Below are 21,392 nucleotides of genomic sequence, written 5' to 3'. Positions count from 1 at the left end.
GGCGCCATTTTTCTGTGCGGCAAGAATTACTTCTTGATGCGGATAACCGGGGTTTCACCCACGGTGACGCTGCCAGACAGTTTGATCAGTTCTTTGATTTCGTCCATGTTGGAGATAACAACCGGCGTCAGGGTAGACTTGGCTTTTTCTTCCAGCAGTGGCAGATCGAATTCAATGACCGGGTCGCCAACTTTAACACGCTGGCCTTCTTCCGCGATACGTTTGAAGCCTTCGCCTTTCAGTTCAACGGTGTCGATACCGAAGTGAACGAACAGTTCGATACCGCTATCAGATTCGATAGAGAACGCATGGTTGGTTTCAAAAATTTTACCGATGGTGCCGTCAACTGGAGCAACCATTTTGTTGCCAGTTGGTTTGATAGCAATGCCATCACCAACGATTTTCTCAGCAAACACTACATCCGGCACGTCTTCGATGTTGACGATCTCGCCGGAGAGCGGAGCAACAATCTCAATAGTTCCGGAGTCTTTCTTATCATCAGAAACCAGAGATTTCAGTTTATCGAACAAACCCATGATCTTCTCCTAAGCAGTAATTTGGGCCGCATCTCGTGGATTAGCAGATTGTTTTTTCTTCAATGAACTTGTTAACCAGCGTCATTAACTCGTCCGTTGTCGGTTGAGCAAGAGCCTGCTCTGCTAACACCTTCGCATCTTCGAAGTTCGTGTTACGGATAATCTTCTTAATGCGCGGGATGGAAATGGCGCTCATAGAGAATTCGTCCAGACCCATACCCAGCAACAGAAGTGTAGCACGTTCGTCGCCTGCAAGCTCACCACACATGCCAGTCCATTTACCTTCTGCATGAGAAGCATCAATAACTTGCTTGATCAAGTTCAGTACGGACGGTGACATTGGCTGGTAGAGATGTGAAATCATATCATTACCACGGTCAACTGCCAGGGTGTACTGCGTTAAATCATTGGTACCGATACTAAAGAAATCAACTTCTTTGGCTAAATGACGCGCAATGGTCGCCGCCGCAGGTGTTTCCACCATCACGCCGATCTCAATTGACTCGTCAAATGCTTTACCTTCGTCGCGCAGTTCCTGTTTGTAGATTTCGATCTCTTTCTTCAGTGCACGCACTTCTTCAACAGAGATGATCATCGGGAACATGATGCGCAGTTTACCGAAAGCAGACGCACGCAGGATAGCGCGAACCTGATCGCGCAGGATCTCTTTACGATCCATCGCGATACGAATCGCACGCCAGCCCAGGAACGGGTTCTCTTCTTTCGGGAAGTTCATGTACGGCAGCTCTTTGTCGCCACCGATATCCATGGTACGGACGATAACCGCCTGAGAGCCACACGCTTCAGCCACAGCTTTGTACGCAGCAAACTGTTCTTCTTCAGTTGGCAGCGCGTCACGGTCCATGAACAGGAATTCAGTACGATAGAGACCCACACCTTCCGCGCCGTTGCGCTCAGCGCCATCGACGTCACGTACGGTACCGATGTTTGCGCACACTTCAACCTGATGACCGTCCAGAGTGATGGCAGGCAGGTCTTTCAGCTTAGCGAGTTCCGCTTTTTCAGTCGCAACTTGCTCCTGAACCGCGCGCAGTTTTTCGATCTCTTCGTTAGTTGGGTTGACGTAAACCACGTTGTTTACGGCATCCAGAATCAGATAATCGTCGTTTTTAACCTGAGAGGTGACGCTACCGGTACCCACAATGGCAGGCAGTTCCAGAGAACGCGCCATGATAGAGGTGTGGGAGGTACGGCCGCCCGCGTCAGTGATGAAACCGAGGACCTTTTTCAGGTTCAACTGTGCGGTTTCAGACGGGGTCAGATCGGCGGCAACCAGGATGACTTCATCCTGAATAGCGCTCAGGTCGATAATGGCCAGACCCAGGATGTTGCGCAGCAGGCGCTTACCGATGTCACGTACGTCAGCCGCACGCTCTTTCAGGTATTCATCATCCAGTTCTTCCAGGGCAGTTGCCTGACCTTCGATAACTTCATGCGCAGCAGCGTCTGCCGTCATGCTTTTATCTTTAATCAGGGCTATGATTTCCTGCTCCAGCTCCTCATCTTCGAGCAGCATGATGTGCCCTTCGAAGATGGCTTCTTTTTCTTCACCGAAAGTTTCGCCAGCTTTAGTCTTGATTGCTTCCAGTTGCGCAGATGCCTTGGCACGACCGCTCAGAAAACGTTCAACTTCCTGATCAACCTTGTCGGCAGAAATTTTTTTCCGGTCGATGACGATCTCGTCTTCTTTCAGCAGCAGTGCTTTGCCGAAAGCGATACCCGGGGATGCTAAAATGCCTGAAATCATAACCCTACCTTACTTGTGACTGATATTTAAAAGAACCCGGAAACTTACTCGAGCTCAGCCATCAGTTTTACCAGATGCTCAACTGCTTTCTGCTCGTCTTCACCTTCAGCAGAGATGGTGACAACGGTACCCTGAGTCAGACCCAGAGTCTGCAGTTTGAACAGGCTTTTTGCGCTGGCGCTTTTGCCGTTGGAAGTCACAGTGATTTCAGAAGTGAAGCCTTTCGCTTCTTTAACAAACTGAGCAGCAGGGCGGGTGTGCAGACCGTTCGGAGCGGTAATGGTAACTTCTTGCTGGAACATTGTATTTCCCCAACTTATAGGTTTAGTGTTGTGGAACTAAAGTCTAGCCTGGCGACTTAACTTTAGCCTGTATTGTTAGCGCTGACGTTTCGATCGTCATTAAACATTATGCAGCGAAAGCAAGACTTGAACCAAATCATAAAATCGATTCAGCAAGGCTATTTCGTTCACTGATTAATTTCACGCATCAAAATAATTGCTGGTTTAAATACCAGACCCAACGGGGTGAATCAATGCCAGGAGGGGTAAAACTTTGAAGCAGGCCACAAAAAAGCACCCAAAAAGGTGCTTTTTTACGCGTTATTAACATGCTGGCATTACTGTTGCAGTTCTTTTTCAGTGAACAGATCGGCAAACAGTGCGGTGCTCAAGTAACGCTCACCCGATGAAGGCAGGATAACCACAATATTCTTGTTGGTAAAGGCCTCATCTTCCTGAAGTTTGAGCGCTGCCGCAACAGCAGCACCGGAAGAGATGCCCGCCAGAATACCTTCCTCGTCCATCAGACGACGTGCGGTAGAGATAGCTTCTTCGTTGGTGATGGTCACCACTTTATCAATAAGCTTCAGATCCAGGTTGCCCGGAATGAAGCCGGCACCGATACCCTGAATTTTATGTGGGCCGGGTTTGATCTCTTCGCCCGCCAGCGCCTGGGTGATCACCGGTGAGTCGGTTGGTTCCACGGCAACGGTAATCAGGTCTTTTTTACCTTTTGTGCCTTTTATATAGCGCGACACGCCAGTCAGGGTTCCGCCGGTGCCTACACCGGAGATAAATACATCAACCTGACCGTCGGTATCTTCCCAAATCTCCGGGCCGGTGGTCTTTTCGTGAATTTCCGGGTTCGCCGGGTTGCTGAACTGCTGCAGCAGCAGATATTTCGCCGGATCGCTGGCAACAATCTCTTCTGCTTTCTGAATCGCACCCTTCATGCCTTTGGCACCTTCGGTCAGCACCAGGTTCGCGCCCAGCGCTTTCAGCAGTTTGCGACGTTCGATGCTCATGGTTTCAGGCATGGTCAGCGTCAGTTTATAACCGCGCGCCGCCGCAACATAGGCCAGTGCGATACCGGTGTTACCGCTGGTCGGTTCAACCAGCTCAACGCCTGGCTTCAGCACGCCACGTTTTTCAGCATCCCAAATCATATTTGCACCGATACGGCACTTCACGCTGAAGCTCGGGTTACGTGATTCGACCTTCGCCAGAATGCGTCCATTACCGATACGGTTCAGTCGAACCAGGGGCGTATGACCGATAGTCAGCGAGTTGTCTTCATAAATCTTACTCATGGCCTGTCCTTAACTGTATGAAATTGGGATACCGTCCCAGCATACCTGTTGAACAGGTAGGGGGAAGTAAGGAATTCGCATATCTATATACTGCAAGGAAATAATGGGGATCAGTATGGAATAAGGGGCGGCATAAGCCACCCCCTTTTTACACATTTTTGCATTACTTCCATAACGCGTGCTTAGCACGGTAGCAGTCAACCCACATCGCCGTTGCGCCGCAGACGGCGACCGGCATGATGAACAGGTTGAGCACCGGGATCATGGTGAACAGACTGGTCAGCGCCCCGAATTGCATATTCGCGACTTTTTGCGTGCGCAGGGCGCTGCGCATCGTTTTGAACGGCACCTTGTGGTTATCGAACGGATAATCGCAGTACTGGATTGCCAGCATCCAGGCGCTGAACAGGAACCACAGCACCGGCGCCACCGTCTGACCGACGCCAGGGACAAAATAAAGGATAAGCAGCACAATGGCGCGGGGAAGATACCAGGCAAACTTCTGCCATTCGCGCTTCATGATGCGTGGGATATCTTTCATGATCCCCAGCATGCCCGTATCCGGCGGCGTTGCACCGGTAAGACGTGCTTCCAGCTGTTCTGCCAGCAGGCCGTTAAACGGCGCAGCTATCCAGTTTGCAATCGTCGAGAAGAAGTAGCCGAACACCAGCAGCACGGAGATGACCGCAACCGGCCAGAGCAGGTAGTTCAGCCACTGCAGCCAGTCCGGCACATGGCTCATCAGCGAAGGGATCCAGCTCTCCAGTCTGGTGAACAGCCACCAGAACGCGCCGCCTATCAGGATAATGTTAATCAGCAACGGCAGAATGACGTAGCGACGAATCCCCGGCAGTGAGACCAGTTTCCAGCCCTGAGAAAAATACCAGACGCCGCTGCGCGGGGGAGAAGATGATGTTGAAACCATAACCAGGCTGTACTCCTTTTTTCACAACCAGTGGAATTGCCCGCCTATATTATCCACTTACGGACCAATGACCAGTTCGGAAATGTTCGAAAAAACAGCAAAAAGCACGATTTAGTTCATCTTTATGCTGTGAATGCTCTGCACACACTTGCACTTGACGTAAACGGCAAATACTCTTAGTGAGTAAATGTTTGCCGTGGTGGCAAGGTGTTAGAACAACAGAGAATATAATGATGCAGGATTTGCGTCTGATATTAATCATTGTTGGCGCGATCGCCATAATCGCTTTACTGGTACATGGTTTCTGGACCAGCCGTAAAGAGCGTTCCTCTATGTTTCGCGATCGCCCACTGAAGCGCATGAAGTCCAGTCGTGATGACGATGACAGTGAAAATGACATCGACGGAAGCGACGACGACGGCGTGGGTGAAGTTCGTGTTCATCGGGTCAATACTGCGCCCGGCGCGGCTCATGGGGAGCATGAAGCCCCTCGTCAGCCTCCGCAGCACCAGTATCAACCGCCGTATGCTTCTGCACAGCCGCGCCAGCAGGCGCCGCAGCCTGGAGAAGAGCCGGTGCGTCAGCCGCCGCAACAGCCTGTCCATCAGCAGCCTGCTGCGCCACAGCCGGTTCAGCAACAGCCTGTGCAGCAACCTGCACCACAACAGCCTGCACAGCCGGTACACCAACCGCAGCAGCCTGTTCACGTGCAGCCTGCACCTCAGCCTGCGCCGGCCCCGCTCGTTGAACCAGAGCCCGTAGTTGAGCCAGAACCGGTTGTTGAAAAACCGCAGCGTAAAGAAGCGGTCATCATCATGAACGTGGCTGCGCATCATGGCACCCACCTGAATGGCGATGTCCTGCTTAACAGCATTCAACAGGCAGGCTTCAAGTTTGGCGACATGAATATTTTCCATCGTCACCTGAGTCCTGACGGTAGCGGTCCGGCGCTGTTTAGCCTGGCCAATATGGTTAACCCTGGCACCTTTGACCCGGAAATGACCGGTGATTTCGTGACGCCGGGTGTCACTATCTTCATGCAGGTGCCGTCCTACGGTGATGAACTGCAAAACTTTAAGCTGATGCTGCAGTCCGCACAGCACATTGCTGACGAAGTCGGTGGTGTGGTGCTCGACGATCAGCGTCGTATGATGACGCCGCAGAAATTGCGCGAATATCAGGACCGCATCCGCGAAGTTAAGGAAGCCAACGCGTAATCATCGCGTTTACATCGACTCCTCCTCAACCCCCGCATGTCGGGGGTTTTTTCTCATTGATGGTGTGATATGGACTCAATCGAACAACAACTCACTGAACTGCGAACCACGCTTCGCCATCATGAATACCTCTATCATGTTATGGACGCGCCGGAAGTGCCGGATGCGGAGTATGACCGTCTGATGCGCGAGCTGCGCGAGCTAGAGGCGCAGCACCCGGAATTAATTACGCCCGACTCACCCACGCAGCGCGTGGGCGCGGAGCCGCTGGGTGCTTTCAGTCAGGTACGTCATGAAGTCCCAATGTTGTCTCTGGATAACGTCTTTGATGAAGAGAGCTTCCTCGCGTTTAACAAGCGCGTGCAGGATCGCCTCAAAAGCAGCGACTCCCTGACCTGGTGCTGCGAGTTGAAGCTGGATGGTCTGGCGGTCAGCCTTCTCTATGAAAACGGTGTGCTGGTGCGTGCCGCGACGCGGGGTGATGGTACGACGGGTGAAGACATTACCACCAACGTACGCACCATCCGTGCGATCCCGCTGAAGCTGCAAGGGGATAATATTCCAGCCCGACTGGAAGTGCGCGGTGAAGTATTCCTCCCGCAGGCGGGCTTCGAGAAAATCAACGAAGAGGCGCGCCGTACCGGCGGGAAAGTGTTTGCTAACCCGCGTAATGCGGCGGCAGGCTCCTTGCGCCAGCTTGATCCCCGTATCACCGCGAAGCGACCGCTTACTTTCTTCTGCTATGGCGTCGGGATTCTGGAAGGCGGTGAACTGCCGGATACCCATCTTGGACGTTTATTGCAGTTTAAAGCGTGGGGCCTGCCGGTGAGTAACCGTGTTCAGCTGTGCGACTCCCCGGAAGCCGTGCTGGCGTTCTACCACAAAGTGGAAGAAGACCGCCCGACGCTTGGTTTTGATATTGATGGCGTGGTTATCAAGGTTAACTCACTTGCGTTGCAGGAGCAGTTAGGCTTTGTGGCGCGCGCGCCACGCTGGGCAGTGGCGTTTAAATTCCCGGCGCAGGAGCAGATGACCTTTGTCCGTGACGTGGAGTTCCAGGTGGGCCGTACGGGCGCGATTACCCCAGTTGCCCGTCTGGAGCCGGTGCAGGTTGCCGGCGTGCTGGTGAGTAACGCCACGCTGCATAACGCCGATGAAATTGAACGTCTCGGCCTGCGCATTGGTGACAAAGTGGTGATTCGTCGCGCGGGCGATGTTATCCCGCAGGTGGTGAACGTGGTTGAGTCAGAGCGTCCTGACGATACGCGCGCCATCGTGTTCCCGACGCATTGCCCGGTATGTGGATCTGACGTTGAGCGCGTTGAAGGTGAAGCGGTGGCTCGCTGTACGGGTGGCTTAATCTGCGGGGCACAACGTAAAGAGTCACTGAAGCACTTCGTTTCCCGTCGGGCGATGGACGTCGACGGAATGGGCGACAAAATTATCGATCAGCTGGTAGAGAAAGAATATGTTCATACGCCTGCAGATCTCTTCAAACTGACCGCGGGTAAACTCACGGGTCTTGATCGCATGGGACCGAAGTCGGCCCAGAATGTGGTTAATGCCCTGGATGCTGCCAAAGAGACAACCTTTGCCCGATTCCTTTATGCGCTCGGTATTCGCGAAGTGGGCGAAGCCACAGCGGCGGGGCTGGCGGCGTATTTCGGTACGCTGGAAGCTCTGGAAAAAGCGAGTATTGACGAGCTGCAGAGAGTCCCGGACGTGGGGATTGTCGTCGCGACGCATGTCTTTAACTTCTTGGCCGAAGAGAGCAACCGCGAGGTGATCGGCAAGCTGCTGGAAGAGGGCATCAGATGGCCGGCTCCGGTCGTGGTCAACGCTGACGAGATCGACAGCCCGTTTGCCGGCAAAACGGTCGTGCTGACCGGCAGCCTGAGCCAGCTTTCACGTGATGATGCTAAAGCACGACTGGTTGCGCTGGGCGCAAAAGTGGCAGGCAGCGTGTCGAAGAAAACCGACCTGGTTATTGCCGGGGAAGCCGCCGGTTCGAAGCTTGCTAAAGCTCAGGAGCTGGGCATTGAGGTTATCGACGAAGCGGAAATGATGCGCCTGTTAGGAGAGTAACGTGGAGAAAGAGCAGCTCGTTGAGATCGCCAACACGGAGATGCCATTCGGTAAATATAAGGGCCGCAGGCTGATTGATTTACCGGAAGATTATTTGCTGTGGTTTGCCCGCAAAGATGGGTTCCCGGCTGGACGACTGGGTGAGCTGATGGCTATCACGTTACTGATTAAAACCGAGGGGCTGACGCAGTTAGTTCAGCCCCTGAAACGTCCTTAAGCTTTCGCGGCGCGGGTCTCTTCCTGCGCCTGTTTTTCCGTCTGGCGTTTGTAACGACGCGCCAGCACCGCGCAGACCATCAGCTGGATCTGATGGAAAATCATCAGCGGCAGTACCATCATCCCTATCATTGAGGTCGGGAAGAGAATGTTTGCCATAGGAATGCCGTTCGCCAGGCTCTTCTTCGAGCCACAGAAGACAATGGTAATTTCATCGGCTTTGTTGAAGCCGCACTTGCGGGCCACAAAGACGTTTACGCCAATCACAATCGCCAGCAGAACAAGGCTGACCACCACGATAAACAGCAGCGAGCCTGCGCCCACCTTATGCCAGATGCCATTCACAACCGCTTCACTGAAGGCCGAATAGACCACCAGCAGAATCGACGACTGGTCGGTTTTTGAGATCCATTTTTTGTGCTTTGCAACAAACGCGCCCGTCCACGGACGAGAGAGATGGCCCAGCACAAACGGCAGCAGCAGCTGCAGACAGATTTTACCTACCTGTTCCAGGCTACCTTCCGCACCGTGCATGTTCATCAGCAGACCCACCAGCAGCGGCGAAACGAAAATCCCTAACAGGCTGGATGCCGACGCTGAACAGACTGCGGCTGCGACGTTACCGCCCGCCAGAGAGGTAAACGCGATAGCGGACTGCACGGTAGCCGGCAGAATGCACAGATACAGGAAGCCGGTATAAAGGGCCGGGTCGACATTCACCGGTGCCCACCATGCGAACAGCACGCCGAGTACAGGGAAGAGGATGAACGTGCTGCACATCACCCACAGGTGCAGTCGCCAGTGGCTCCCCCCCGCAATAATGGCTTCGCGCGAGAGCTTTGCGCCGTGCATAAAGAACAACAGCGCGATGGCCGCGGTCGTCAGTCCTTCAAAAAAAGGAACGAACCCGCCCCGCGCAGGGAAGAAGGAGGCCAGTAATACCGTGACAACCAGAGTAAGCGTAAACGGATCAAGAATACGAAATAGTTTCATAATGACTCCTGAAAACAGATATCGCTATTGTGCTTTTTTCCGTTTGAGAAATAAAATTGATTTATTGCATCCATTCATGAACTAAACAGATGAATTATTCCTTACGCCAGCTTCGCATCTTCGTCACCGTAGCCCATGCCCGCAGCTTCAGTCGGGCAGGGGAGATCATCGGCCTGAGCCAGTCCGCGGTAAGCCACAGCGTGAAAGAGCTGGAGAGCCAGACGGGTGTCCGGTTGCTTGATCGCACCACGCGTGAAGTCGTGCTCACGGAAGCCGGACAGCAGCTGGCTCAGCGCCTTGAACGGCTGCTGGACGAACTCAACAGTACGCTCAGAGATGTAGGTCGACTGGGGCAGCAGCTGTCGGGTACCGTAGGGGTTGCGGCCAGCCAGACGATATCCGCGCACCTTATCCCGCAGTGTATTGCAGAGGGTAATCATCGCTATCCGGATATCGATTTTGTTTTGCATGACAGGCCGCAGCAATGGGTACTGGAGAGCATCCGTCAGGGTGATGTGGATTTTGGTATTGTTATCGATCCCGGTCAGGTGAGTGACCTGGAATGTGAAATTGTGCTGTCTGAGCCATTTCTGTTGCTTTGCCGGGACGACGATCCGCTAGCCGCGCAGCCGTCTGTTCACTGGCAGGCGCTGCAGGGAGCGAACCTGGTATTACAGGATTATGCCTCAGGTAGTCGTCCGCTGATTGATTCTGCGCTGGTGACGCAGGGCGTTGAGGCGACCATTGTGCAGGAGATTGGACACCCGGCAACGCTGTTTCCCATGGTGGAGGCCGGCATAGGGATCAGTGTATTACCCGCCCTGGCGCTCCCTTTGCCGCAGGGAAGCCGTCTGGTCGTGAAGCGACTGACGCCTGCTATTGAGCGAAAACTGATGCTGGTACGGCGAAAAAACCGTTCGCTCTCCGGGGCTGCGCAGGCTATCTGGGAAGTGGTGCGTATCCAGGCGCAACGATTAACCGAGGCCCGTATACGCGATCCACTGTTTAACTCAACAGAGCGTTAGACGTAGATGTCTATTTGATGATTGTCTGATGCGTTCTTCGGACCTTCCACGTTGACCAGACTTTGCTCTTGTTTCTTCTGGGCTTCTTCCGCCTGCTGGCGCTGCAGCTGTGCGAGCTGTGCCTGCAGCACTTTGATTTGCACCTGGATAAGCTCCTGCTGCTTCTTCTTCTCTTCCGCACTGCCGGAACCGTTCGCAACCTCTTTTAGCTGTTGAGTCAGTTTGGTTATCTTGTCAGTGATGCGGCTGATTTGGGCAGCGATATCGTTGCCGCCGGAAGAACGACTCCCGCCATCGCTGGTTTGAATGGGCTGGGTTGTAGCCTGAATGGTCGTCATACTTTTTCCTCTCGCTGTAAAACAGAGGTATCGGCGCCAACGCAATTAGCTTGAGCAAAACTGCCATATCTGGCAGGGAAAGGTATTGATACCAAATCAGTATTGATGGTGCAGAGAAAGTGTATTGGAGGTAACCCGCAGGCTCCAGATATAAGACTAAGGTCATGCGATCGGTGATATCGCGATCTTAATTCTCAAGGAGCTTTTATGACCCTCTCGAATAATCCCTGGTTCTCTGCCGACATCATTCGTGCCGCTAAACCTGATTTCACTCCGCGGGTTGCGTTTATTCTCGGCTCAGGTCTTGGCGCGCTCGCCGAGCAGATTGTTGACGCTGTGGTACTGAGCTATGAAAAACTGCCGGGCTTCCCGGTGAGCACCGTTCACGGTCACGCCGGTGAGCTGGTGTTGGGGCATCTTGCCGGTGTTCCGGTCGCCTGCATGAAAGGGCGCGGTCACTTCTATGAGGGCCGCGGCATCGCCGTCATGACCGATGCAATCCGCACCTTCAAACTGCTGGGCTGTGAACTGCTGTTCAGTACCAATGCCGCCGGTTCATTACGTCCGGAGGTTGAACCGGGAAGCCTGGTTGCCCTCAGCGACCACATCAACACCCTGCCGGGTACCCCGATGGTCGGGTTGAACGATGACCGTTTTGGCGACCGTTTTTTCTCGCTGGCCAATGCTTATGATGCAGATTGCCGTGCCCTGCTGCAGACCGTGGCGAGCGAGAAGGGCTTTCCATTGCATGAAGGGGTGTTTGTCTCTTATCCAGGCCCTAACTTCGAAACCGCGGCTGAGATCCGCATGATGCAGATCATCGGCGGAGATGTGGTGGGAATGTCAGTGGTGCCGGAAGTGATCTCGGCGCGCCACTGTGGCCTGAAGGTGGTCGCCGTTTCGGCCATAACCAACCTTGCTGAAGGTTTGAGCGATGTAAAACTGTCGCATGAACAAACGCTTGCCGCCGCCGAACTCTCTCGCCAGAACTTCATCGATCTTATCTGCGGTTTTCTGCGCCAGCTTGCCTGAGCGAAACAACACCGTGGCCCGTGAGGGCCACTCTGCTATAAGGAATCGGGTATGAACATCACGACGCGCTTAAAGATGATGTCCTTTATGCAATATTTTATCTGGGGAAGCTGGCTCGTTACTCTCGGCGCTTACATGATTAACACCCTGGGTTTTTCCGGCTCGGACGTGGGTATGGTCTACAGCTCGAAGGGGCTTGCCGCGATCGTGATGCCCTCGCTGGTGGGAATTATTGCCGATAAGTGGCTGCGGGCAGATCGTGCATACGTGATTTGCCATCTCGTCTGTGCCGTTGCGCTTTGCTATGCCGCGCAGGTCAATGAACCGGGGCTGATGTTCTGGGTCATGCTGGTTAATGCCATGGCCTTTATGCCGACCATTGCGCTATCGAATACCATTTCCTACTCCTGTCTTGAGCAGGCAGGGCTGGACACGGTGACCCATTTTCCAACGGTGCGGGTCTATGGCACGGTAGGCTTCATTGTGGCGATGTGGGCCATAAGCCTGATGGGTGCAGAGTTAACCAACATTCAGCTCTACATTGCTGCTGCCGCGTCGCTGGTGCTGGCGCTCTATTCACTGACGTTACCGGCCATTCCGGTGGTGAAGAATAAAACCTCATCGACGTTGGCAAGCAAACTTGGCCTGAATGCGTTCGTCCTGTTTAAACAGCCCCGAATGGCGGTGTTCTTTTTGTTTGCGATGCTGCTGGGCGCCGTGCTGCAAATCACCAATACTTTCGGTAGCCCCTTTCTGCATGATTTTGCGCGTAATCCGGCGTATGCGGAAAGCTTTATCGTTAAATATCCTTCTATTTTGCTCTCCGTCTCGCAGATGTCAGAGGTGCTGTTCATCCTGACCATTCCTTTTTTCCTCCGACGTTTTGGCATAAAAACCGTGATGCTGATGAGCATGGTGGCCTGGATGCTGCGGTTTGGACTCTTTGCGTATGGCGATCCTTCTGCGACAGGCGTCGGGCTGTTGATGCTGTCAATGCTGGTCTACGGTTGCGCGTTCGACTTCTTCAACATCTCCGGTTCGGTGTTTGTCGAACAGGAGGTAAGCGCTGATATCCGCGCCAGCGCGCAAGGGCTGTTTATGACGACCGTTAACGGTATCGGTGCTTATTTCGGATCGGTATTGAGCGGCGCGGCGGTAGATTATTTCTCCGTGGATGGGGTGAAAGACTGGCAGACCATCTGGCTGGTATTTGCGGCGTATGCGTTGGTGCTCGCCGTGGTGTTTTATTTCAGCTTTAACTATCGCCACACCAGTAAAAACAGCGAGTTGCGCACAGTTGCGCATTAAAGTTTTCCCGGCAGGCGGTGAAAGGCTTTAAGGTGGGAGCATAAGTGTTATCGCCAGGATATGTGTTGATGGAACGCGTCTACCGAACCGACCTCAAGCTGCTGCGCTATTTTCTGGCCGTCGCTGAGGAACTTCATTTTGGACGGGCTGCGGCCCGTCTCAATATGTCGCAGCCGCCGTTGAGCCTGCATATAAAAGAGCTGGAAAGTCAGCTCGGTACCTTACTGTTTATTCGCCACTCACGAAGCGTCGCCTTGACCCATGCGGGTAAAGTATTGATGGAAGAGTCCCGTCGACTGCTTGCCAGCGCAAACCAGGCACTGGCGCGGGTCGAACAAATTGGACGGGGTGAGGCGGGGCGGATTGCGCTGGGCATTGTCGGTACCGCCATGTGGAGCGAAGTGCGCACGGTCATGCGCACATTTTTGAAAGAGCATCCGAACGTTGATGTCGTCTTTCGCGAAAAGTCGCCGGTAATGCAAATGGCGCTGCTGGAGCGCCGGGAGCTGGATGTCGGGATCTGGCGAATGGCAACCGAGCCCACCGCAGGGTTTACCAGTATCCGCTTACGGGATGCGGCATTTCTGGTTGCGCTGCCGGAGGATCACCGGCTGGTGGGGGAAAGCGCAATTGCGCTCACCGAACTACAGAATGAGTACTTTGTCACTATGCCGTCTGCGCATTCTGACTGGTCGTTCTTACAGCGAGTGTGTCAGCAGGCCGGTTTTTCACCGATGATAGTGCGTGAAGCCGATGAACCGCAGACGGTGCTGGCAATGATCAGTATGGGAATGGGGATTACGTTAGCTGCTGACAGCTATGCGCAAATGCAGTGGCCCGGTGTGGTATTTCGTCCATTACAGGTACGTATACCGGCAGATTTGTATGTGGTGTATGACGAGAAGCAGGCGACACCGGCGATTAAGTCGTTGATCGCAACGTTGACGGAAGAGTAATGTTATACCGCAGATAGCAAAAAAGCGCCTTTAGGGCGCTTTTTTACATTGGTGGGTCGTGCAGGATGACTCGCTTCGCTCGCCCTTCGGGCCGTCGCCGTAAACGGCTCCGTTGCCTCACTGCGTTCGGCTCGGACCTGCTGCAGGTTCGAATCATCCATACCGCAGATAGCAAAAAAGCGCCTTTAGGGCGCTTTTTTACATTGGTGGGTCGTGCAGGATTCGAACCTGCGACCAATTGATTAAAAGTCAACTGCTCTACCAACTGAGCTAACGACCCGAAATGGTGGGCGATGACGGGCTCGAACCGCCGACCCCCTCCGTGTAAAGGAGATGCTCTACCAACTGAGCTAATCGCCCATTTCGGAACTGCTGCGATAAGGTGAGAATGGTGGGCGATGACGGGCTCGAACCGCCGACCCCCTCCGTGTAAAGGAGATGCTCTACCAACTGAGCTAATCGCCCAATCTCAATACTTATCTACACTGCGAGTCTACTTAAGTAGATGGTGGGTGATGACGGGCTCGAACCGCCGACCCCCTCCGTGTAAAGGAGATGCTCTACCAACTGAGCTAATCACCCCCGCTGTGTGGAGTCGCATTATAGGGAGAGTTGAAAATGAGTCAACGCATTTTCTAAAGTTTTTATTCGTTCGTCGTAAAATTAAACAAAACGATCGCGAAACGGGCGATGGCGCATGATTTCTAAACAAAAATTGCAAACTCCCTCACGATAAAGGGATCAACATTGAGGAATCCCCCCACAGTGATAGAATATTGCCCATTGTTTTTTTCCCAGGATTTGCCGATTGCCGGCATCTTTATAACGTAAGGCCATTTCATGAAAATCAAAACTCGCTTCGCGCCGAGCCCGACAGGCTATCTGCACGTCGGTGGTGCACGTACCGCTCTCTATTCCTGGCTTTTTGCACGCCACAACAAAGGTGAGTTCGTATTGCGTATTGAAGACACCGATCTCGAGCGCTCCACGCCGGAAGCAATTGAAGCCATTATGGATGGTATGAACTGGCTGAATCTGGAGTGGGACGAAGGCCCGTATTTCCAGACCAAACGTTTTGACCGCTACAACGCCGTGATTGATGAGATGCTGGTCGCGGGTACAGCGTATAAATGCTATTGCTCCAAAGAACGCCTTGATGCGCTGCGTGAAGATCAGATGGCGAAGGGTGAAAAACCGCGTTATGACGGCCGCTGCCGCCATGACCATAGCGAGCATGCTGCTGATGAACCGTGCGTGGTGCGTTTTGCTAACCCGCAGGACGGCTCGGTAATTTTTGACGACCAGATCCGTGGCCCGATCGAATTCAGCAACCAGGAGCTGGACGATCTGATCATCCGCCGCACCGACGGTTCCCCAACCTATAACTTCTGCGTTGTGGTTGACGACTGGGATATGGAAATCACGCATGTTATCCGTGGCGAAGACCATATCAACAACACCCCACGTCAAATCAACATCCTGAAAGCGCTGAACGCCCCTGTTCCGGTCTATGCGCACGTGTCCATGATCAATGGCGACGACGGCAAAAAACTGTCTAAACGCCACGGTGCGGTCAGCGTCATGCAGTACCGCGACGACGGCTATCTGCCGGAAGCGCTTCTGAACTATCTGGTGCGTCTGGGCTGGTCGAGCGGCGATCAGGAGATCTTTAGCCGTGAAGAGATGATCAATCTGTTCTCTCTGGGCGCGGTGAGCAAATCTGCGAGCGCGTTTAACACTGATAAGCTGCTCTGGCTGAACCACCACTACATCAATACCATGCAGCCGGAATATGTGGCGACATACCTGCAGTGGCACATCGAGCAGGCAAATATTGATACTCGTACTGGCCCTGAACTGGCGGAACTGGTGAAACTGCTCGGCGAGCGTTGCAAAACGCTGAAAGAGATCGCTGAAAGCTGCCGCTACTTCTATGAAGAGTTTGACGAGTTCGACGCGGACGCGGCGAAGAAGCACCTGCGTCCGGTTGCGCGTCAGCCACTCGAAGTGGTGCGTGACAAACTGGCGGCGATGACTGACTGGACTGCCGAGAATGTTCATCATGCCATTCAGGCGACGGCAGATGAGCTGGAAGTTGGTATGGGCAAAGTGGGTATGCCACTGCGTGTGGCAGTCACCGGTGCGGGTCAGTCTCCGGCACTCGATGTTACCGTTCATGCCATTGGTAAATCACGCAGCGTAGCGCGCATTAACAAGGCGCTGGATTTTATTACTGAGCGCGAAAATCAGCAGTAATAACGCCTGAACCATGAAAAACGGCAGGGAGACCTGCCGTTTTTTTATGCATTAAATTCAGCAATGCCGAGACGTGCAAGAAAGCCGCGTATCCCTTCACGCTTTAGTAAGGCATCCAGACGCTCCTGCTCAAGGTGCGTCATATTCTCCAGCGTCTCGATGATCCCAGGACGCAGAGTAGAGGAGGGTTCACTGTACAACGATGTCACCTCCGCCAGATGGTACACCGCCTGACGGTTACGGACAGCCGGGAGGCTCATGATGTGCTCCTTCACGCGGGCATCAATATGAATCAGCCGTGCACGTCCGCCTTTCACCCCATTGACACCCTCGGTTTTCCATCCCTGCTGGCGTATCCAGCGGTTCACCGTTTGCCGTGCAACACCCAAATTTTCTGCCAGCTCTTCGGTGGTCATTTTGCTACGGAATCTTTTCATATCAGTTCTGATCGCGTATCCCTAAACGTTGCAACAATCCGGTAATCCCTTCCCGCAGTAACAGTGATGTCATCTGCCTTTGCTCTTCCGGCGTCATTTCATTTGCCAGCGTCAGGAGCAGGGAGTGAAGCGAGCCATCATGGCTGGCACTTTCTGGTATCTCAGACGTTTCACTTGCCCGGCGCGCGCTGCGGATAAACTCACGCACTTTTTCATTAACGTGCACCAGACGCGCTTTGCCGCCCTGGACTCCTGGTTTTGGCGATGTAATCCAACCCTCTTTGCGTACCCATTTATTGATGGTCTGGCGGCTATAGCCAGTGAGCAGGGCTAACTCTTCTGGCGTCATTCGTTCCTTGATCATGCAATTTCCTGAATATTCGTGGGGTTAATTAACGGCTCATTTTATAGCACCGTTTTAGAGGAAAATGTGACAGGCTTAACTCATGACTGCGAGCAGACTCGCAAAGTGATTCATTTGCATGATTTTTCGGCGATTGAACCGCCGTCATTGATTTTGCCGTTGACACTCCGCAGCGGAATTCATATTATGCCGCCCGTCAACATGACAGCTTTACGATGGGGCTATAGCTCAGCTGGGAGAGCGCTTGCATGGCATGCAAGAGGTCAGCGGTTCGATCCCGCTTAGCTCCACCACACTCTGAACCCAACAGAGTGCGGTCAGTAAAGTCAACATGTGGGGCTATAGCTCAGCTGGGAGAGCGCTTGCATGGCATGCAAGAGGTCAGCGGTTCGATCCCGCTTAGCTCCACCAAAATTTGAACCCTCGTCGAAAGACGGGGGTTTTTTTATGCTTTTGTAAAACTCTTCACCCTAATTTGTTGCTGAAATAGAGGTATTTTTGTACCTCACCTCAATCAAAATCAATAAAGCGGTCTATAAATAGACTTCAACTTGATTCGCGCAATTAATAAACCTATTATCCATCCGGTCAATGATACGAATGGAAAATAGATTATCTAACTTAATGAATAGAAAAACTTACAATAATGTAAAGATATTTATAACTGCCCTGGCGCTTTGCCTGGTTGCGGTGCCATTCTCCCGTTATATCTCTCCGCGCGCTGTTGTTAATGGTCATGACGTATATTTAGCATGGCTGCCTTTAAGCGTAATGCTGGCGGTTATTCTGGTATTTGGGCGTCGGGCGGTTATTCCTGTTCTGTTAAGTTTTACTATCACTAATATATTCAGCATTGATTTAGCACCGCTACAATATTCAGTTTTATTGTTCTGTCAGACGTTCTCGGTGTTTGCGGGGTGCGGCATTCTCAGGATCATACTGGGCAAGCGCTGGCGCTACTGCGTGCCGAACAAGCATATTGGGTTACGGATATTTTGGCTCGGCTTTATGGTACCGATAGGCATAAAAGTGTCGATGTACCTGGCAGGTTATTTGTTCCATTTCCCGGTTACTATCTCAACCTTCTTCGGTGAAGGTACCGCAATTTATAACGTAGTCGATATACAAAGTCTGATCTGCGCGGCGTTGATATTTACCATGATGTTCTATTACCCGTTAAGAATGATAATTAATCCACGTTATGCCATCACCTTCTGGCGACGCAGTGTGAAGCCCGTGTTTTTTCAAAAGAAATCGCTATATATATTAGTCTGGCTGATGCTTTTAATCGTCATCCTCGCAATTTTATGTGCTCCTTTTGAGTCACCTATTATTGCGGGCTATTTAATGCCAGTGATTTTTATTCTCTTTACGTTAGGGATCAGTCGCCTGAGCTACGCGCTCATTTCTCTTTTCTGGGCGGCATCCGCACTTCTGCTGTTGACCTATAACTATAATTTCCTCAATGGCGTGGAGTCAGGCCATTCGCTCTCCTTTATTTTGTCTGTCCTTATCTCTTTTGCCATCTGCTTGCTCTACATGTCGCGGATTTATCAGCGCAGCGAGTGGCTGAAGCAGGACTGGCAGGACAGGGCGCTAACCGATCCGCTGACCGGTTTACCGAACATTCGTGCACTGGAAGATTTTTTGCAGGACCACCCTGATGCCAAAGTGTGCTGTCTGCGAATGGACAACCTCGAGTTCTTGAGTCGTCACTACGGCATTCTTATGCGGGTGCATTGCAAACGGATGGTGACCACCTCGCTGCAGCCATTTTTGCAAAAAGATGAGCGGCTTTTCCAGCTCCCGGGCAGCGAACTGGTGCTGGTATTGCTGGGGCCGGGAACCGCTGAGCGCCTGCAGCATATGGTCGATCAGCTGAACAGCCGTAAGATTGTCTGGAACAACACCGGGCTGGATATTGAATTTGGCGCTTCCTGGGGAATGGTTGAAAACGGTGAGAAGTTACACCATACGCTGGGGCAGCTCAGCTGGCTGGCTGAGCAATCTTGCGGAGCGCATAATGTACTGGCGCTCACCAATAGCCTCGAGGTGGCATCAGGACAAACAACCGAGCGGGTTTTGATGTTAGCGCGCATTAAACATGCTCTGGATGCCGGACAGTTTCATTTATACGCCCAGCCAATCCAGAAGGCAGATGGTAGCGGGTATTACGAAATACTGACGCGCATGGAAAGCGAGGGCGAGATCATCACCCCAGACCGCTTTATACCGCTGATTGCCCAGTTTAACCTGAGCCACCGCTTCGACATGTGCGTGATGGAAAAATTACTGGTGTGGCTGCGCGATCATCCAGCGACGCATGCCGGAGTGCGTTTTTCTGTCAATCTGATGCCCCTGACGTTGATGCAAAAAGAGGTGGCCATCGAGATTTGCTCGCTCTTTGAACGCTATGGCGTAGCACCACAGGCGGTGGTGATTGAGATCACCGAAGAGCAGGCTTTCTCTAATTCGGGCAGCAGTATCAAAAACATTCAGCAGTTGCGGGACTGCGGTTTCCGGATCGCGATTGATGATTTCGGCACCGGATATGCCAACTACGAACGTCTCAGACGTCTGCAGGCGGACATCATCAAAATTGACGGGTGCTTTGTAAAAGATATCTGTACCGATGATATGGATGCGATGATCGTGCAGTCGATTTGCAACCTGGCGAAGACGAAATCACTGAGTGTGGTGGCCGAGTATGTTGAAACGCCGGAACAGCGGGAGAAGCTGCTTCACTTCGGGGTCGACTATCTGCAGGGTTACCTGATTGGCAAACCCAAACCGCTTAATGAATTACGGACATAAAAAAACCGGGAGCTGAGCTCCCGGTTTTTATTTCGCTGCAGGTGTTACAGTACCAGTGCCGCAATAGAGGCAGACAGTACGCTCACCAGCGTAGAACCGTAAACCAGCTTCAGACCGAAGCGAGAAACCACGTTACCCTGTTCTTCATTCAGACCTTTAATCGCACCGGCGATAATACCGATGGAAGAGAAGTTAGCGAAGGAGACCAGGAACACGGACAGGATGCCTTCCGCGCGTGGAGAGAGCGTGCTGGCAATTTTCTGCAGATCCATCATTGCAACGAATTCGTTAGAGACCAGTTTGGTCGCCATGATACTGCCTACCTGCAGCGCTTCATGTGCAGGAACACCCATCACCCAGGCAACCGGGTAGAAGATGTAGCCCAGAATGCCCTGGAAGGAGATACCCAGAACCGCTGCGAACAGGGCGTTCAGAGCAGAAATCAGGGCAATAAAGCCGATCAGCATCGCCGCAACGATAATCGCCACTTTGAAACCAGCCAGAATGTACTCACCCAGCATTTCGAAGAAGCTCTGACCTTCATGCAGATTTGCCATCTGCAGGTTCTCTTCGCCTTCGTCAACACGGTAAGGGTTGATCAGAGAGAGAACGATAAAGGTACTGAACATGTTCAAGACCAGCGCGGCAACCACGTATTTAGGTTCCAGCATCGTCATATACGCACCCACGATAGACATGGAGACGGTAGACATTGCGGTAGCTGCCATGGTGTACATGCGGTTGCGGGACATCTTACCGAGGATGTCTTTATAGGCGATGAAGTTCTCAGACTGACCCAGGATCAGGGAGCTGACGGCGTTGAACGATTCCAGTTTACCCATGCCGTTAACTTTGGAGAGTACGGTACCAATGGCGCGGATGACGACAGGCAGAACACGAATGTGTTGCAGAATACCGATCAGCGCAGAGATGAAGACGATAGGGCACAGTACCTTCAGGAAGAAGAACGCCAGACCTTCGTCGTTCATTTTACCGAAGACAAAGTTCGTCCCTTCGTTGGCGAATCCGAGCAGTTTTTCGAACATTTCGGAGAAGCCTTTTACGAAGCCAAGCCCCACGTTGGAGTTCAGGAAGAACCACGCGAGCAAAACTTCAATAACGAGAAGCTGAACAACAAAGCGGATGCGGATTTTTTTACGGTCATGGCTGACCAGTAACGCAAGCGCAGTAACGACAACGAGTGCCAGGACAAAATGAAGGACGCGGTCCATATTTGCTCCAAATATGAGGCAGGTTTAATTTTCGTGCACATTCTATGTAACAAGCGAAAAGAAAACGAGATCAAGGACACACTATAGTTACATCCTGTGACGAGTCTCAAAATTAGTGATCCACAATACATTTTTGTTATGTTAGGTAAATGCGTGAAAAGTTAAGTTTGTGTGCTAGTCTTCACAAAAGCGTGCGCGATTGCAGGTTTTGTTAGATCGCCCCACCTTACCCGCCCGTCTATTGTTCAAAGCTATCAGAGAAATCACTATAAACTCACTAAATGATCTTGATAATCATT

General features: G+C 52.4%; 19 protein-coding genes, 6 tRNA genes and 1 other RNA gene. 11 read left to right on the top strand and 15 right to left on the bottom strand.

Annotation, left to right across the window (positions count from 1 at the left end; genetic code table 11):
* Positions 1 to 26 precede the first annotated feature (26 nt).
* The 5 genes from crr to cysZ form a co-directional block, all read right to left on the bottom strand.
* On the bottom strand, positions 27 to 536 hold the full coding sequence (gene crr, locus HV340_RS16100; RefSeq protein ID WP_003861316.1) for a PTS glucose transporter subunit IIA: 510 nt from the start codon (positions 534 to 536) through the stop codon (positions 27 to 29).
* Positions 537 to 576: 40 nt separating this feature from the next.
* Positions 577 to 2,304, bottom strand: a complete 1,728-nt coding sequence (gene ptsI / locus HV340_RS16095; protein ID WP_014171087.1) for a phosphoenolpyruvate-protein phosphotransferase PtsI — start codon at positions 2,302 to 2,304, stop codon at positions 577 to 579.
* Between the two features lie 44 nt (positions 2,305 to 2,348).
* The gene (gene ptsH / locus HV340_RS16090) at positions 2,349 to 2,606 is read right to left on the bottom strand and encodes a phosphocarrier protein Hpr (RefSeq protein ID WP_000487600.1); all 258 of its coding nucleotides are present in this window, start codon (positions 2,604 to 2,606) and stop codon (positions 2,349 to 2,351) included.
* A gap of 317 nt (positions 2,607 to 2,923) precedes the next feature.
* The gene (gene cysK / locus HV340_RS16085; RefSeq protein ID WP_020883087.1) at positions 2,924 to 3,895 is read right to left on the bottom strand and encodes a cysteine synthase A; all 972 of its coding nucleotides are present in this window, start codon (positions 3,893 to 3,895) and stop codon (positions 2,924 to 2,926) included.
* A 163-nt stretch (positions 3,896 to 4,058) separates the two neighbouring features.
* Complete coding sequence (gene cysZ, locus HV340_RS16080; RefSeq protein ID WP_063924723.1) at positions 4,059 to 4,820, bottom strand: sulfate transporter CysZ; 762 nt, start codon at positions 4,818 to 4,820, stop codon at positions 4,059 to 4,061.
* A 230-nt stretch (positions 4,821 to 5,050) separates the two neighbouring features.
* Between cysZ and zipA the strand changes: the two genes are divergently transcribed.
* The 3 genes from zipA to HV340_RS16065 all read left to right on the top strand — a co-directional run bounded on the left by zipA (position 5,051) and on the right by HV340_RS16065 (position 8,339).
* Positions 5,051 to 6,037 carry a cell division protein ZipA gene (zipA, locus tag HV340_RS16075; RefSeq protein ID WP_020883089.1) on the top strand — a complete coding sequence of 329 codons (987 nt, stop codon included), beginning with the start codon at positions 5,051 to 5,053 and terminating at the stop codon, positions 6,035 to 6,037.
* A gap of 69 nt (positions 6,038 to 6,106) precedes the next feature.
* Positions 6,107 to 8,122, top strand: a complete 2,016-nt coding sequence (gene ligA / locus HV340_RS16070) for an NAD-dependent DNA ligase LigA (RefSeq protein ID WP_059306641.1) — start codon at positions 6,107 to 6,109, stop codon at positions 8,120 to 8,122.
* 1 nt (position 8,123) lies between these two features.
* Positions 8,124 to 8,339, top strand: coding sequence for a DUF3820 family protein (locus tag HV340_RS16065; protein WP_014171082.1), 216 nt, complete (start codon positions 8,124 to 8,126; stop codon positions 8,337 to 8,339).
* On the opposite strand, the gene HV340_RS16060 is transcribed toward HV340_RS16065, so the two are convergent.
* A complete protein-coding gene (locus HV340_RS16060; protein ID WP_025203501.1) occupies positions 8,336 to 9,331 on the bottom strand; it encodes a bile acid:sodium symporter family protein in 996 nt (331 codons plus the stop codon). The genes HV340_RS16065 and HV340_RS16060 overlap by 4 nt on opposite strands.
* Before the next feature lie 89 nt (positions 9,332 to 9,420).
* On the opposite strand from HV340_RS16060, the gene HV340_RS16055 reads away from it, so the two are divergent.
* On the top strand, positions 9,421 to 10,356 hold the full coding sequence (locus tag HV340_RS16055) for a LysR family transcriptional regulator (protein WP_063924724.1): 936 nt from the start codon (positions 9,421 to 9,423) through the stop codon (positions 10,354 to 10,356).
* Here HV340_RS16055 and HV340_RS16050 read toward each other — a convergent pair.
* Positions 10,353 to 10,694 (bottom strand): FlxA-like family protein, encoded by a 342-nt coding sequence (locus HV340_RS16050; protein WP_059306640.1) that lies wholly within the window; start codon positions 10,692 to 10,694, stop codon positions 10,353 to 10,355. The two genes, HV340_RS16055 and HV340_RS16050, sit on opposite strands and share 4 nt — an antisense overlap.
* Positions 10,695 to 10,901: 207 nt before the next feature.
* On the opposite strand from HV340_RS16050, the gene xapA reads away from it, so the two are divergent.
* The 3 genes from xapA (at position 10,902) to HV340_RS16035 (ending at position 13,990) form a co-directional block, all read left to right on the top strand.
* Positions 10,902 to 11,726, top strand: a complete 825-nt coding sequence (xapA, locus tag HV340_RS16045; protein ID WP_014171078.1) for a xanthosine phosphorylase — start codon at positions 10,902 to 10,904, stop codon at positions 11,724 to 11,726.
* Positions 11,727 to 11,777: 51 nt separating this feature from the next.
* Positions 11,778 to 13,034 carry a nucleoside permease gene (locus HV340_RS16040; RefSeq protein ID WP_059306639.1) on the top strand — a complete coding sequence of 419 codons (1,257 nt, stop codon included), beginning with the start codon at positions 11,778 to 11,780 and terminating at the stop codon, positions 13,032 to 13,034.
* 68 nt (positions 13,035 to 13,102) lie between these two features.
* Positions 13,103 to 13,990 (top strand): LysR family transcriptional regulator, encoded by an 888-nt coding sequence (locus HV340_RS16035; RefSeq protein WP_020883096.1) that lies wholly within the window; start codon positions 13,103 to 13,105, stop codon positions 13,988 to 13,990.
* A 49-nt stretch (positions 13,991 to 14,039) separates the two neighbouring features.
* On the opposite strand, the gene HV340_RS16030 is transcribed toward HV340_RS16035, so the two are convergent.
* From HV340_RS16030 to HV340_RS16010, 5 genes are all read right to left on the bottom strand, one after another.
* Positions 14,040 to 14,167, bottom strand: a non-coding RNA gene (locus HV340_RS16030) — RtT sRNA.
* A 27-nt stretch (positions 14,168 to 14,194) separates the two neighbouring features.
* Positions 14,195 to 14,270 (bottom strand) — tRNA-Lys (locus HV340_RS16025).
* 4 nt (positions 14,271 to 14,274) lie between these two features.
* Positions 14,275 to 14,350 (bottom strand) — tRNA-Val (locus HV340_RS16020).
* Between the two features lie 29 nt (positions 14,351 to 14,379).
* Positions 14,380 to 14,455, bottom strand: a tRNA-Val gene (locus HV340_RS16015).
* Positions 14,456 to 14,496: 41 nt separating this feature from the next.
* A tRNA-Val gene (locus tag HV340_RS16010) sits at positions 14,497 to 14,572 on the bottom strand.
* Between the two features lie 258 nt (positions 14,573 to 14,830).
* On the opposite strand from HV340_RS16010, the gene gltX reads away from it, so the two are divergent.
* Entirely contained in the window at positions 14,831 to 16,246 is a 1,416-nt protein-coding gene (gltX, locus tag HV340_RS16005) for a glutamate--tRNA ligase (RefSeq protein ID WP_014171074.1), read from the top strand.
* Between the two features lie 44 nt (positions 16,247 to 16,290).
* On the opposite strand, the gene HV340_RS16000 is transcribed toward gltX, so the two are convergent.
* Both HV340_RS16000 and HV340_RS15995 read right to left on the bottom strand, forming a co-directional pair.
* Complete coding sequence (locus HV340_RS16000; protein WP_042866304.1) at positions 16,291 to 16,683, bottom strand: YfeC-like transcriptional regulator; 393 nt, start codon at positions 16,681 to 16,683, stop codon at positions 16,291 to 16,293.
* A gap of 1 nt (position 16,684) precedes the next feature.
* Positions 16,685 to 17,047 (bottom strand): YfeC-like transcriptional regulator, encoded by a 363-nt coding sequence (locus HV340_RS15995; protein WP_014171072.1) that lies wholly within the window; start codon positions 17,045 to 17,047, stop codon positions 16,685 to 16,687.
* A gap of 217 nt (positions 17,048 to 17,264) precedes the next feature.
* Here HV340_RS15995 and HV340_RS15990 point away from each other — a divergent pair.
* The 3 genes from HV340_RS15990 to HV340_RS15980 all read left to right on the top strand — a co-directional run bounded on the left by HV340_RS15990 (position 17,265) and on the right by HV340_RS15980 (position 19,861).
* Positions 17,265 to 17,340 (top strand) — tRNA-Ala (locus tag HV340_RS15990).
* Between the two features lie 42 nt (positions 17,341 to 17,382).
* Positions 17,383 to 17,458: transfer RNA gene (locus tag HV340_RS15985), tRNA-Ala, on the top strand.
* A gap of 213 nt (positions 17,459 to 17,671) precedes the next feature.
* Positions 17,672 to 19,861 (top strand): EAL domain-containing protein, encoded by a 2,190-nt coding sequence (locus HV340_RS15980; protein WP_025203504.1) that lies wholly within the window; start codon positions 17,672 to 17,674, stop codon positions 19,859 to 19,861.
* A 44-nt stretch (positions 19,862 to 19,905) separates the two neighbouring features.
* On the opposite strand, the gene HV340_RS15975 is transcribed toward HV340_RS15980, so the two are convergent.
* The gene (locus tag HV340_RS15975; protein WP_014171069.1) at positions 19,906 to 21,093 is read right to left on the bottom strand and encodes a NupC/NupG family nucleoside CNT transporter; all 1,188 of its coding nucleotides are present in this window, start codon (positions 21,091 to 21,093) and stop codon (positions 19,906 to 19,908) included.
* Positions 21,094 to 21,392: the final 299 nt, after the last annotated feature.

Source organism: Enterobacter sp. RHBSTW-00975 (assembly GCF_013615235.1).
GTDB classification, from domain to species: domain Bacteria; phylum Pseudomonadota; class Gammaproteobacteria; order Enterobacterales; family Enterobacteriaceae; genus Enterobacter; species Enterobacter ludwigii.
This window is presented reverse-complemented; position numbering and strand designations above follow the sequence as displayed.